Genomic DNA, 13,384 nt, shown 5'->3' on the forward strand with positions numbered 1-13,384 from the left:
ACCGATTGCCGCCATAATGTCGCCCACTTCACAGAGGTCGGCAGACAGTCGTTATGGATAACCTGGGTTTTGGCAAAGTCCTGCTGGTGGAAGACGATGAGCGCCTGGCCACGCTGATCGCGCATTTTCTGCGACAGCACGGCTACGAGGTGCGCACGGTGCACCGCGGCGATCTGGCGGTGGCCGCGTTCGTCGAATTCAGGCCCAAGGTGGTGGTGCTCGACCTGATGCTGCCGGGGCAGAGCGGCCTGCACGTGTGCCGTGAGATCCGCAGCGTGTCGGACACGCCGATCGTCATCCTCACCGCCAAGGAAGACGACCTCGACCATATCCTGGGCCTGGAGTCCGGCGCCGACGATTACGTGATCAAACCGATCAAGCCGCCGGTGCTGCTGGCCCGCCTGCGGGCGCTGCAGCGGCGTCAGGTGCCGGACGCCGGCGTGTGCAACGCGCTGACGTTCGGCCACCTGGCCATCGACCGCAGCCGTCGCGAGGTGCGTCTGGGGGACGAGGCGGTCGAGCTCACCACCATGGAATTCGAGCTGCTGTGGCTGCTGGCCAGCGCCGCCGGCAAGATCCTGTCCCGCGACGAGATCCTCAACCGCATGCGCGGCATCGCGTTCGACGGCCTCAACCGCAGCGTCGACGTCTACATCAGCAAGCTGCGCGGCAAGCTCAACGACAACCCCCGCGAGCCGGTGTGCATCAAGACCGTGTGGGGCAAGGGTTATCTGTTCAATCCGTTCGCGTGGGAGTTGTAGATGCTGCGGCTATTCCTCGGGCTGTTCGTGGTGATGACCATCGGGCTGGTGCTGGCGCTGCAGACGGTGGAGCACACCTTCGATGCGCTGCTCGACTACCAGATGCAGGACTACAACCGCGAAGCCGTCCGCGGCCAGGCCTGGACCCTGGGCGAACAGTTGCGCGGGCTGGACGGCCCGGGCCGCGAGGCGCTGCTGCAATCCATCCGTCCGCACTACGGCCTGGAGCTGACGCTGGTCGAGGCCGGCGAGCTGGGCCTGACCGACAAGGAACAGGCCGAACTGGCCCAGGGCCTGCTGGTCATCCGCGACAAATACATGCGCTACATCGCGTCCATCGACGGCGGCACGCAGTTGCTCAGCATCCGCTTGCCCGGCGAGCCGAGCCTGATGCCGTTCTACATCGTCGGCGCCTACCTGATGGTGGCGGTGATGATCGGCATCGTCCTGTTCTTCTGGGTGCGCCCGCACTGGCGCGACCTGGAGAAGCTGCGCCTGGCGGCGGTGCGTTTCGGCGACAACGACCTGTCGGCGCGGATCCAGCTGTCGAAGCGTTCGAACATCCGCGACCTGGCCGGGCACTTCAACCTGATGGCCGCGCGGATCGAAACCTTGATCGCCAACCAGCGCGAACTGACCAATGCGGTGTCCCACGAGCTGCGCACGCCGATCGCGCGGCTGTCGTTCGAGCTCGACCAGCTCAAGCAGCAGCCTGAGGCGGGGCAGCGTCGAGAACTGATCGCCGACATGTACGCCGACCTGGGCGAACTGGAGGAGATGGTGTCCGAACTGCTCACCTACGCCAGCCTTGAGCGCGGCGCGACGGTGATCACCCGGGAGAACATTCAGGCCTTCAACTGGCTGGAGAGTGTGGTCGGAAGCGTGGCGCTGGAGGCCGAGGCGGCCGGGGTGCAACTGGTGATCCGCGAGTGCGGGGTCGACGAAGTGCGGATCGAGCCGCGGTTCATGGCGCGGGCAGTGATCAACCTGCTGCGCAACGCCATCCGGTACGCCGAGTGGCGGGTGGAGGTGTCGCTGTCGCGCAGCGGCGATCAGTACGAGGTGCAGGTCAACGACGACGGACCGGGCGTGCCGCTGGCGGGCCGGGAAAAGATCTTCGAACCGTTCTCGCGCCTGGACGCCAGCCGCGACCGCCGCACCGGCGGCTTCGGCCTCGGCCTGGCGCTGGTGCGGCGGGTGTCGCAGTCCCATGGCGGGCAGGTCGAGGTCGGGGATTCGGCGTGGGGCGGGGCGTCGTTCCGCATGACCTGGGCGCACCAGGACTGACCGGCGCCGCCGTTCCCTGTGGGAGCCAGCCTGCTGGCGATGGCGGTGGGTCAGGCAACACAGATATCAGCAGTGCTGGCCTCATCGCTGGCAAGCCAGCTCCCACAGGAATTGCGGGTGGATGCGGAACCTGTGGGAGCCAGCCTGCTGGCGATGGCGGTGGGTCAGCCACTGCAGATGTCGGCAGCGCCGGCCTCATCGCTTGCAGGCAAGCTCCTACAGGTTTTTGCGGTGGGGCGCAGAATCTACGGCCGCTGCTGAGTCCTGTGGGAGCCGGCTTGCCGGCGATGAACGATGACGCGGTCTAGCGGGTCGGCACCCGCCACAGGTACCAGGCCGCCACGGTGCGGTGCGGGCTCCAGGCGGAGCCGATCTCGATCATCTGCTTGCGGGTCGGCTGCGCCTCCAGGCCCTTGAGCCGCCGGTAGCCTTCGCGCACGCCGAAATCGTCCGCCGGCAGAATGTCGGGCCGTTCCAGGCTGTAGATCAGCAGCATTTCGACCGTCCAGCGCCCGACCCCGCGCAGGCTGACCAGGCGTTCGATCAGCGCCTCGTCGTCCATCGCCAGCGCTGTGGCGTAGTCCGGCACCACGCCGTCGAGCGTGGCCTGGGCGATGCCCTGGATCGTCGCGATCTTGCCCGCCGAAAACCCGCAACTGCGCAGCCGGTCGAAATCGGTCGCGAGGATCTGCTCCGGGCGGGGAAACGCCCGGTCCGCAAACAACCCCACCAATCGCCCGACGATCGCATCCCCGGCCTTGGCGTGCAGTTGCTGATAGGCGATCGCCCGCACCAGCGACTCGCAAGGGTCGCGGGCCGGGTGGGGCTGATGCAGGCAGGGGCCGACGGCGGCGATGTGGCGCTTCCAGTCTGCGTCTAGGCCGGCCAGGAAGGCGGTGGCGGGTTGATAGGCGTCAGGCATGGTCTATTTCCGTCGGCCTTTGGCTTCGCCACGGGCTAACGCCTTTTCGCGGCGGGTGTCGAGCGTTCTCATGGAAATCCTTGGCGGTGTGGCGGCCCGGTCAGAAGGCCAATGGCTGCGTGAGTTGCACGGCGGCGTTTTCCAGCCTGAGCAGGAACGCCTTGCGCGGCTGTCCTCCACCATAGCCGGTCAGCGAGCCGTCCGCGCCGATCACCCGATGGCAGGGCACCACGATCGACAGCCGATTGTGCCCGTTGGCCAGGCCCACCGCACGGCTGGCGCCCGGCTTGCCCAGGCGGGCGGCGATGGCGCCGTAGGTGCTCGTGTGCCCGTAGGGGATCTGCAGCAGTTCGGCCCACACCTGACGGGCGAACTCGCTGCCGGGCAGGTGCAGCGCCACCGTGAACTCGTGGAGCTGCCCGGCGAAATACTGTGCCAGTTGCGCTTCGATCCGCCGCAGATGGTCGTTGTGCCCCGGTGCGACCACATAGCCGAAGCGGTTCTGCAGGTCTTCGACCTCCCGGGTCAGCGCCGGCCGGTCGAGGAACTCCAGCAGCACCAGCCCACGGCGCTCGGCCATGGCGATCATCGGCCCCAGCGGTGTGGTCAGGCGGGTGAACAGCAGCGGCTCGCTGGCCGCCGCAAGCCCCGGCGTGATGTGGAACGATTTCTGGAACGCATCGCGAAAGCCGCTCAGGGATTCGTAGCCGGAATCGAACGCGGCATGGTCGATGGACGTCCCTTGGCGGATGCCGCCCAGGGCCATGCCGAGCCGGCGGGTGCGCAGCCAGGCGTGGAAGGTCATGCCGAAATGCTGCTTGAACCAGCGCCGCAGCTTCAGCGGCTCAATGCCCTCGGCGAGCAGTTGCGCATCGCTCCAGCGCAGCTCCGGGTCGGCGTCCACGGCCTTGAGCAGCCGCTGCACCCAGTCCGGGGCGATGGCGGCGGCGTCCAGCGGTTTGCAGCGCAGGCAGGCGCGGTAACCGGCGGACAGGCAATCGTCGGCGTGGGCGAAGAACTCGACGTTCTCCGGTTTCGGCTTGCGCGCCGTGCAGCTGGGGCGGCAGAAGATCCCGGTGGTTTTCACGGCCGTGAAGAACACGCCTTCATAGGCGGTGTCGCGTTCGAGCATGGCGCGAACCATTTCGGCGTGGGGCGGCAGGACAGCGGTCTGTATGTTCATGGGCCGAGGATAAATCCGCTTTTGCGATGGCTCCACCGAAAAATCGACAGTGAATTTTTTCGCGGTTGCACTAGAGTGGGCGGGTCGTTTCAGCCCAAGGATTGAATGCATGACGCCTTTTACGATTCAACGCATCGACCACATCGTGCTGCGGGTGGCGGACCTTCAGCGCAGCATCGAGTTCTACGACCGGGTCTTCGGCGCCGAGCTGGTCAAGCGCAACGAGAAGCTGGGCCTGGTGCACTTGCGCGCCGGCACCTCGATGATCGACCTGGTCGACCTCAACGGCGAGATCGGCCGCAAGGGCGGTGCCGCCGCCGGCGCCGAGCGGCGCAACGTCGACCATTTCTGCCTGCGCATCGAGCCGTTCGATGAGCAGGCGATCACCGAGCACCTGCAATCGGCCGGCCTCACGGTGGAGAAGGCCGCGACGCGCTTCGGCGCCGAGGGCAACGGCCTGTCGCTGTACTGCTTTGACCCGGACGGCAACCAGGTCGAACTCAAGGGGCCGTCGCAGGCCGAGTGAAGGGAGGGCGACCTCCGCTGTCGCCCCGGCCGGTTCAGAGGGCCAGTTCCTTGAGCAGCAGGTCCGCCACCGCGCCGCCCGACGCCGGGTTCTGGCCGGTGATCACGCGCCGGTCGGCCACCGCGTAGGCGGCCCACGGCTGGTCGGCCTTGACGTAGCGGGCGCCGCGCTTGACCAGTTCGTCTTCGGTGAGGAAGGGCACGTACTGGTCCAGTTCGGCCAGGCGCTCTTCCTCGTTGGAGAACCCGGTCACCTGCTTGTCCTTGACCAGCGCCTGGCCGTCGGACAGCGTGATGTTCAAAAGGCCCACCGCACCGTGGCAGACCGACGACACGTAGCCGCCGTTCTCATAGATCGCCGCGCTGAGCTTCTGCAGGTCGGGGTTGTCGGGGAAGTCCCAGATCACCCCGTGGCCGCCGGCGTAGTAGATCGCCACGTAGTCCGCGGCATTGACCTGGCTGGCCGGCAGGGTGGCGCCGAGCCGGTTCATGAAGGCCTTGTCGTGATACCACGCCCAGTCCACCGGCTCGGCCATGGCCAGGCTGTGGGGATCGATCGGGGTGTAGCCGCCCTGAGGGCTGGTGTAGTCCACGGTGTAGCCCGCCGCCTCGACCTTCTTGACGAAATGCACCGCTTCGCCCAGCCACAGGCCGGTGGCGCGGTTCAGGTTGGGGTACTTCTCGACGCTGGTCAGCACAACCAGAATTTTCCTGGACATCGCAAGACTCCTCTTGTGAATGAGCGACGGTCGTCGCACTGCCGGTGAAGTCTAGAAGCCGTCGGCGGGCGGCCCAATACACAAAATCCCAAATGGCTTGCCCAATCCTCCAGGCACACGGCGCCGGGCTCGCCCGCCGCGCGTTCGCTGGCCTACCATGGGACTTTCGTGGATATCGACGGGTGGCAAGGCACATGACGGACGGGGCGAACGTACGCCAGCTATTGATCGACCGGTTGCGCAGCCTGGCGGCCAACGACGGTTTCACCGCCGCGCCGCTGGACGGCATCACCTACATGCGCGCCGACACTTCGCAGCCCAAGGCACCGGTGCTGCAGGAGCCGAGCTTCGTCCTGCTGGCCCAAGGGATGAAGCGCGGTTACCTGGGCGCAGAGACCTACACCTACCACGCCGGCCAGTGCCTGGTGGTGACGGTGCCCATGCCGTTCGACTGCGACACGCAGGTGGGCCCCGACGGTGCGATGCTGGCGGTGGCGGTGCGGATCGACAGCAGCCTGGTCAGCGAATTGCTGCTGACCATGGACGCGCCGCCTCAGGCGTCGGCGAATCCGGGCGAGCGGGGGATGATGATCACCGACATGACGCCCGGCCTGCTGGATGCCTTGAATCGCTTGCTGGCGGCGCTGGCGTCGCCGATGGACACCCGGGTGCTCGGCGCTGCTCTGCTGCGCGAGTTGCACTACCAGATGCTGCTCGGCCCGGCCGGCGAATGCCTGCGCTCGCTGGTGTCCCGGCAGGGCCGGTTGGGGCGGGTGCGGCGGTCGATCGACAGCCTGTACCGCGACCCCGCCGCGCCGTTCTCCGTGGCGGCGCTGGCGGCAGAGGCCGGCATGAGCCAGTCGGGCTACCACCAGGCCTTTCGCGAGGTGACGGGCCACGCGCCCATGCAGTACCTCAAGAATCTGCGCCTGCACCGGGCCCGTCAGTTGATCGTGCAGCAAGGGTTCGGCAGCGCCCAGGCGGCCTACGAGGTGGGTTACGCCAGCGCGACGCAGTTCAGCCGGGAGTTCAAGCGGCTGTTCGGCTGCCCGCCGTCCGCCATCGCTCGGCAACCGTCCGAAGCTGCCGAGTGAGCCCTCAGGCGCGTTTGGCCATCAGCAGCACCGAAGCCGCCGCCGACAGCAGCCCCGCGCAGCAGCGGTTGAAGATCCTTTTGCCGCGCGGTTCGGCGAACCAGCGCCGCATGTGCAGGCCCATGTAGGCGTAGGCGCTGATGGCGATCCATTCCAGCGCCAGGAACAGCAGGCCCAGCACCATGAATTGCGGGGTGATCGCCCGGGCCGGATCGACGAACTGCGGCAGGAACGCGGTGAAGATCAGGATCGCCTTGGGGTTGCCCGCCGCCACCAGGAATTCCTGGCGGGCCAGGGCCAGGATCCCGTTGGGCGCCGCGTCGGCGCTGCTGTGCGCCGTCGGTTCGGCCCGCCACAACTGCCAGGCCAGGTACAGCAGGTAGCCGGCGCCGAGGATCTTGATCCCGTAGAACAGCAGCTCGGACGTCTGCAGCACCACCGCCAGGCCCGCCGCCGCCAGGGCGATCATCCCGGCGAACGCCAGCAGCCGGCCGATTCCGGCCACGCAGGCGCGGCGGTAGCCGTAGCGGGTGGCGTTGCTGACCGACAGCAGGTTGTTCGGGCCGGGCGCCATGTTCAGGGCGAAGCAGGCGGGCAGGAACAAGGTGAGGGTGGCGAGGTCCATGGCGGTGGCTCCGGTGGCGGGTGTGCCTTTTTACCACGGGGCGCGTGCGTTCGAACCCATACAGTCAGGCGCGGCCGTCGCGGTACAGGCCAGGGGTGTTTTGTTCAATACGGGTGTTGTGCAGGCGGTTAGGGTGACGACCGGTTCAACGGAAAGGGAACAGGTGTGCGATGAGTCTGATGGTGTCGATGGCGGCGTTCGCCCTGGTGGCGTCGATTACGCCGGGGCCGGTGAACATTGTGGCGTTGGGGGCGGGGGCGCGGTTCGGCTTTCTGGCCAGTCAGCGGCATGTGGCCGGGGCGACCCTGGGCTTCGTGCTGTTGCTGGTGCTGATGGGGCTGGGCCTGCACGAAGTGCTGAGGCTGTGGCCGGCGCTGACGCGGGGGGTGCAGGTGGCCGGGGTGGCGTTCCTGCTGTTCATGGCCTGGAAACTGTTCACCGATGACGGAAAACTGGGCGCGGGGGAGGCGCAGCGTGCGCCGTCGATGCTGTACGGCGCTGTCATGCAGTGGCTCAACCCCAAGGCCTGGCTGGCCTGCGTGGCCGGGATGGGCGCGTTCGTCGCCGATGGCGAGGCACGGCTGGTGTGGCAGTTCGCGGCGGTGTACCTGGTGATCTGCTACCTGTCGGTGGGGTGCTGGGCGTATGCCGGGACGTTCCTGCGCGGCTATCTGGAGAATCCCGCCGGGATGCGCCTGTTCAACCGGACGATGGCGGTGTTGCTGGCGGGGAGTGCGGTGTATCTGCTGATTCCGTAAGTTTCGCGCGCGGCCCTTGCCCGGTTCGACAGGGCAAGGGCCTCGCTGAGCTGGCGTTAGGCCAGGCCGCTCAATGCCCCCTCTGAGGCGGGCGCCAACGGGCTGAAGCGATTGGCGCGCAACTCGTGGATCGCGTACAGGGTCCGGGCGGTGCGACCGTTGCCGTCGGTGAAGGCATGGAAGCCCGTGACCGCACCGTACAGCTGTTTGCCGAAGTGTTCATGGCCAGCATCCAGCCTTGGCAGATGCCGGTCGAGCATGATGCTGCCGCTGATGGAAGACGGGTAGCCCGTCTCGGGTTTCGGTGTCCGCAGAGCCGGAACGGTGGGGACGAGGCGTTTGTGCAGTTCCCGCACCACCGCCGGATCGCTCAGCGCCAGGCCGTTGCCGCTGTACTCGAGCAGCAGCGCCTTGAGCGTTGCGAACTCATTGCCTTTGGAGCTGGAGGCATTGAGGATCCAGGCTGTCGCTCGGTCCGCATCATCGGTCAGGCCGGTGGGGTTGAATCGCCCTTCTTCGTACACCTGGTGATACTTGGCGTCGCTCAGGCCTTCCGACGTCAGCAACGTTCGATGGTGTTCGTTCAGGGCATTGATGTTTTTGACGTCGATGGTGACCAACGCTTCCATCGACTCGACCACGTTCGTGGTTTTTCGCGCGGTTTCGTAGTGCTTGAAGTAGGTCGACTTGATGCCGCCCAGCAGTTCCTGCAAGGGTTGCTTGCCGATCAAGGCCTTCAGTGCCTGGGCCGGTTGCAATTTCGCCGAGGCTTCGATCAGAGCCTTTTCGAACAAATGATCCAACTCCGACAGGGGAATACCGTCGGGCGGCAGGGCCTTGTCGCCCAACCGCTTGAGCACCTGCCCGGCGGTTTCCAGCGTTTCGTCCCTGAACAGCGCACGCCCATGCGCCACGGTCCCAAGGGTCATGCGGATCTGGGCGGCGGAGCCGGTCTTGTCCAAGGCCTTGATCAGGTCATAGGCGCCGCTGCCGCCGGTGAACAAGCGCAACTGGTCGGCGCCGGTGCGGGTCATGGCCTTGCCCAGGTGGTTGAGCTTCAGCGCGGTCTGGCCGACGAGTTTGGCGCCGCCGTGAATCAACTGCGGCACGCCGTCCAGTGGGTTGAACAGCGACAGCAACGAACGTGCGGCCACCTTGCTCAGGTTCAACAGTCTGGAACTGCTGGCCAGGGCTTTGGTGAACAGTCCGGCTCCGCCCGCAAAAACGGTGACGACGGCAGTGACGTCCATGATGCAGCTGAAGAGGGCACCGCTTCGCCGATCCGGGTCGCCGGACGCCAGGTCTTCGATGCAGCCTTTGAAAGGGATGACGGTGTTCAGGATGGTGTCGAACGTGTTGCTGATGGCCTCGTTCCGTTCTTCGATACCGGTCTTGTCGTAGGCGATGGCGTAGAAATGTTCGTAGGTCAGCGGAGAGCGGTGTTCGGCTATCAGTCGGCTGATCTGTTCGAACCGTGCCGAACGGAAACTGCTCATGGGGCTGAAGGAGAAGGGCTGCGGGCCGTCGTTGTAGTCGAGTTCGGCGAAGCGCTCCATTCCCATGTTCGTGACGTCGTATACCAGTGGGCCGTCTGGCGAGCCGCCCGCAAAGTAAGCCCGCGTGTCGAAGTCGGCGACTCTCATGTGGGTCAATGCTTTGAAATCATCGTTGTTGCCGTTCGGGCCTTTGGAGAACCAGCCCCCGCTTTCGTCCAGCACGTAGCCTTTGACATAAGCTTGGGCCAGTGCCGGATTGGCGCGGCACAGGCCTTGGTGGGGGAACACTTCAACGCAACGGATCTGGCTGTCGTGCCGGCAGAGAACAACAACGCCGAAACCCGCGATCTGGTTTTCACGCAGATCGGCTCCGCCGTCGAGGGTTCGGGACAGATTCTTGCGCACGTAATAGAGGCCGATTTTTCCACGCTCAAGCGCGATCCGGTCATCGTTCGGCAAGCGCGACATCGCCAGGCGCAGCATCGTCGCAATGGCGGCCTTGTAGCGTTCGGTATGTGCCTTCGTCCGCGCGGCGTACAGGTCGTTGATGGGCGGCAGCGTCAGGAGGTCGGGATTCTCTTTGTAAATGCTGGTGCCCAGCCTTCTGTCGTACCGTTTCTCTTTCAACACGCCTGCCAGATAGAGATCGATAAGCGACTCTGAGGAGTAGCTGTTCAGTGGCGCCCATACGGACAGCATTTCCATGGGGTCTTGCTTGTAAAGCGACAGTTGGTCTGTTGCCAGCAGGCGGCGATTGACGGGGCGAGCGCCCATTGCGTCATGGGCTTCTTCGAGCGTTCTGGCGTGTGCCGAGTATTGCGTCAGCGCATTCTTCACGAGGTCCTGTTCCGCATCGCTGTGCGCATCGTCCTCCAGGTCGTTGACCGTTGCCCAGTCCTTGATGCCCTGCAATGTCACCCAGTCGTGGAGAATCTGCTGCTGAGGGCTGGCGGGCGCAATCGCTCCCAGTTCCATCAACTGTGCATACGACAGGTTTCGGGACAGGCCTGGAGCAATGCTTTCCGTCAGCATGACCGATCTGCGCAGCGTGACCCACTCCAGTGAGCCGATCGTCACGGACACGGGGGCATCAACCAGAAACTCCGGCGCCAGTCCTGCGAGTATCAGTTCAATTGCCAAGGGGAGAGCGGCTTCGTCGACGCCGCTCAACCAGTCCTTTATTCCTTCCCGTACCTGGTAGACGTTGGCTTGCGCATTGGAGCGGGCATACAGCAGGGTGCGGCGAAAATCGGTGTTCTTGTCATGCGTGCCAAGGTCGAGGTCCTCGATGATGGCGGATACCAGTACCCGGCTGTACAGTTCAACCGGCAAGTCGGTTTCGGCTGACGATGCGTCAAGTCCCAGTGCCTCGATGTACGATTGGGCGATTTGCTTGATAAACGGGAGCTCCAACAGCAGTGCCCAACTTTCTCGTGGGTATTCGCGCAGAAACGTTGAGGTTCTCTTTTCGTAAAGCGCCTTGCTCAGGTAACTGATCAGTGGTTCCCGGGCAGACGTATTCCTCATTTTCGTCAGTCCGTAGGTGTGCTGATGAAGGATTGAATGCTGCTCTTCATCGATGAAAAGTGTCGGCTCGCCGGCCTGTTGGACGTCACCCCAGTAATTGCCGTGCAGCGGGGGCGTCGGCAGTTCAAGTGTCAGCAGTGCAATCAGGTTCTGTATGTCACCGACAGTCTTCGGCACGTTCAGTTGGTGAAACTGCAGCCAATTGACGAGCGGGACGACATTGGACGAGGAAATGACGCCGCCCGCGAGGGCAGCAGCCTTTGCGATGAGTTCGATGTTGCCCTTCTGGCTGGCGAAAGTTGCACGGTCAAGCGCTTCCAACTTCAGAGAGGGGGCCGGCGAGGTTGGAACGTTAATGGCCCGATGAACCTCACCTGCCGGGTTCACCATTATCCAGAAGTCATGGTCGGCTGCCTTGAATGTTTGCTGCGCAATTGTTCGCCTGAGCAATTGCCTCGCCGAGTGTTGGGCGATGTCGAAGCGGCTGCCCGTATTGATGAAAGTGCCTAATGCTCGAACATCGGGTTGCTGATGAGTTTCGAACTCAAGCGTAGGGCCGATGGCCTGGCTTGCTGCCTGGGCCGTCAGGGAAGTTGCGCTCTTGAGTGTCGCGGCAATGGCCCGGCTTTCAGCCTGATCGACAGATAATGTTTGCGGGTGCAGCAAATTGAACCAGTGTTTCATGTCGGCGTCCGTACCGAGTGTTTGATGTGGACGCAGACTACGTAAGTTTGAACTGCCTGACGGGTGAGTATCGTTTCGGCTTGTAAGTCTCAAGTGAAGTGTGGGGTTGCGGCGGCTGAATATGGGCGGGCAGTTGAGGGTCGCGGCAATGTTTAACCGGAAGTTATCGGCTGCGGATAACTAAGGCCATCATCCGCGATATTGCCCCGGCGTCGCCGCCAAGTGCTGTTTGAACACCCGCTGAAAGTGCGCCTGATCGGCAAATCCCGCCTCCAATGCGACGTCGGCGATCAACTGCCCGCTGCGCAGGCGCTCCCGGGCGAACTGAATGCGCTGATTGACCACATAGGCGTGGGGCGTCATGCCGTAATGCTGCTTGAAGGCGCGGATCAGGTACGAGGGCGACAATTGCGCCGCCGCGCAGATGTCGTCGAGGCTGAGCAGTTGCGTGCAATGTGCCCGGATGAAGGCGGCCGCGTGTTCGAGCTTGCTGTTCGGCTCGCGCACGGGCGCCGCCGCAGGGTTCAGTCGGGTTTGCAGGTCGCTGAAGAACTCCACCGCCGCGCTCTCTTTGCGCAGCACGTCTTGCTGGTCGTCGACGAGGATGCGGTACAGCGCCTGAAGATCGCGGAACAGGCCGGGATCATTTGAACGGGTGGCGCAGAAGCGCCGGAACTCAAGGTCGGCGCTGAACCCCAACTGGTGCTGCAGGTCGGTCAGCCAAGGGGTTTCCACGTACAGCATCAGGTACGACCAGGGCTGGTCGTCGATCGGGTTGCAGGCATGCACGTCGCCCGGGTTCATCAGCACCACGGTGCCGGCGGCGACCTCGTGCTGCGATTGCTCGTGCACATAGGTGCTGCGCCCGGCGGTGATGGCGCCGATGGAGAAGTGCGCATGGGAGTGCCGGGCGTAGCAGACGTCCCGGCCATCGGCGATGGCCCGCGCCTCGATGAAGGGCAGGGCGTCGTCGCGCCAGAAGCGCGGCGCTTTCTCAGGGTGCTTGGCGGCACTGTGTCTCATCGTCGTGGATCCCGGCAGGCCAGGGCTGGAGTGTATTAGCTCTGGCCGGCGAATGCCCGCTCAAGTTCAGCGATGTCGAGCTTTCTCATCCCGAGCATGGCCTGCATCGCCCGTTGGGTCTTGGCCGTGTCGGGGTCTTGCATCATGTGCATGAACGCCACCGGCACGATCTGCCACGACACCCCGAACTTGTCCTTGAGCCAGCCGCACTGCTGCGCCTGCGAAGGTCCCCCGGAAGACAGGTTGCCCCAGAAGTGGTCGATCTCGTCCTGGGTCTGGCAATTGACCTGGAACGACACCGCCTCGTTGAACGTGAACACCGGCCCGCCGTTGAGGCCGGTGAAGCTTTGGCCGTCGAGTTCGAAGCTGACGGTCATCACCGAGCCTTCCGGGCGCTTGTGGAATTCCTGGCCGGCCTTGCCGTAGTGGGTGACGGCGGTGATTTTCGAGTGATCGAAGATCGAGCAGTAAAACTTCGCCGCCGCTTCGGCCTGGTCGTCGAACCACAGGCAAGGCGTGAGTTTCTGGAAACGTTGCATGGCGGTTGTCCTCGGCAGGTTAGACACGCTGGATTAACAGCGTAGTCAGTCCGGGGGACGTGCGGGATGCCGCAGATCGGTCGCAAGGTCATGGTTTGGTCGTTATGACTCTATTGGTAGTCCTAATGACCATGTCGGATTCGAGTCATATCGACTCAGTCGCTGCCAAGGCCCTGATTTGACGGGGCCTTGAAACTGGCACGGGAGTTGTAACGTTCCAGGCACACATCCAGCCGCACGA

At 64.5% G+C, this 13,384-nt stretch carries 12 protein-coding genes; 5 read left to right on the plus strand and 7 right to left on the minus strand.

The genetic code is table 11. The features are described from left to right. Positions 1-53 precede the first annotated feature (53 nt). On the plus strand, positions 54-761 hold the full coding sequence (locus tag CAG31_RS17810) for a winged helix-turn-helix domain-containing protein (RefSeq protein WP_085583498.1): 708 nt from the start codon (positions 54-56) through the stop codon (positions 759-761). Continuing rightward, complete coding sequence (locus CAG31_RS17815; RefSeq protein WP_085583499.1) at positions 762-2,048, plus strand: ATP-binding protein; 1,287 nt, start codon at positions 762-764, stop codon at positions 2,046-2,048. Positions 2,049-2,352: 304 nt separating this feature from the next. Here CAG31_RS17815 and CAG31_RS17820 read toward each other — a convergent pair whose 3' ends face one another. Together CAG31_RS17820 and CAG31_RS17825 are read right to left on the minus strand one after the other, a co-directional pair. Next, positions 2,353-2,970: a DNA-3-methyladenine glycosylase gene (locus tag CAG31_RS17820; RefSeq protein ID WP_085583501.1), complete on the minus strand. Its 618-nt coding sequence runs from the start codon at positions 2,968-2,970 to the stop codon at positions 2,353-2,355. A gap of 100 nt (positions 2,971-3,070) precedes the next feature. Then, positions 3,071-4,153: a bifunctional transcriptional activator/DNA repair enzyme AdaA gene (locus CAG31_RS17825; RefSeq protein WP_085583503.1), complete on the minus strand. Its 1,083-nt coding sequence runs from the start codon at positions 4,151-4,153 to the stop codon at positions 3,071-3,073. A 109-nt stretch (positions 4,154-4,262) separates the two neighbouring features. Between CAG31_RS17825 and CAG31_RS17830 the strand changes: the two genes are divergently transcribed. Beyond that, positions 4,263-4,679: a VOC family protein gene (locus CAG31_RS17830; protein ID WP_085583505.1), complete on the plus strand. Its 417-nt coding sequence runs from the start codon at positions 4,263-4,265 to the stop codon at positions 4,677-4,679. Between the two features lie 34 nt (positions 4,680-4,713). Here CAG31_RS17830 and CAG31_RS17835 read toward each other — a convergent pair whose 3' ends face one another. Beyond that, on the minus strand, positions 4,714-5,397 hold the full coding sequence (locus tag CAG31_RS17835) for a type 1 glutamine amidotransferase domain-containing protein (protein WP_085583507.1): 684 nt from the start codon (positions 5,395-5,397) through the stop codon (positions 4,714-4,716). 194 nt (positions 5,398-5,591) lie between these two features. On the opposite strand from CAG31_RS17835, the gene CAG31_RS17840 reads away from it, so the two are divergent. Beyond that, on the plus strand, positions 5,592-6,491 hold the full coding sequence (locus CAG31_RS17840) for an AraC family transcriptional regulator (RefSeq protein WP_170930024.1): 900 nt from the start codon (positions 5,592-5,594) through the stop codon (positions 6,489-6,491). A gap of 4 nt (positions 6,492-6,495) precedes the next feature. On the opposite strand, the gene CAG31_RS17845 is transcribed toward CAG31_RS17840, so the two are convergent. Next, positions 6,496-7,116, minus strand: a complete 621-nt coding sequence (locus CAG31_RS17845; protein ID WP_085583511.1) for a LysE family translocator — start codon at positions 7,114-7,116, stop codon at positions 6,496-6,498. Between the two features lie 170 nt (positions 7,117-7,286). On the opposite strand from CAG31_RS17845, the gene CAG31_RS17850 reads away from it, so the two are divergent. After that, on the plus strand, positions 7,287-7,874 hold the full coding sequence (locus tag CAG31_RS17850; RefSeq protein WP_085583513.1) for a LysE family translocator: 588 nt from the start codon (positions 7,287-7,289) through the stop codon (positions 7,872-7,874). A 56-nt stretch (positions 7,875-7,930) separates the two neighbouring features. Here the strand turns inward: CAG31_RS17850 and CAG31_RS17855 are convergent, their stop codons facing one another. The 3 genes from CAG31_RS17855 to CAG31_RS17865 form a co-directional block, all read right to left on the minus strand. After that, positions 7,931-11,581: a hypothetical protein gene (locus tag CAG31_RS17855; protein WP_139831362.1), complete on the minus strand. Its 3,651-nt coding sequence runs from the start codon at positions 11,579-11,581 to the stop codon at positions 7,931-7,933. Positions 11,582-11,770: 189 nt separating this feature from the next. After that, complete coding sequence (locus CAG31_RS17860; protein ID WP_085583517.1) at positions 11,771-12,604, minus strand: AraC family transcriptional regulator; 834 nt, start codon at positions 12,602-12,604, stop codon at positions 11,771-11,773. Between the two features lie 35 nt (positions 12,605-12,639). Continuing rightward, positions 12,640-13,143, minus strand: a complete 504-nt coding sequence (locus CAG31_RS17865) for a VOC family protein (RefSeq protein WP_085583519.1) — start codon at positions 13,141-13,143, stop codon at positions 12,640-12,642. Positions 13,144-13,384 lie beyond the last annotated feature (241 nt).

This window comes from Pseudomonas sp. R25(2017), assembly GCF_002112565.1.
In the GTDB taxonomy this organism is placed as follows: Bacteria; Pseudomonadota; Gammaproteobacteria; order Pseudomonadales; family Pseudomonadaceae; genus Aquipseudomonas; species Aquipseudomonas ekonensis.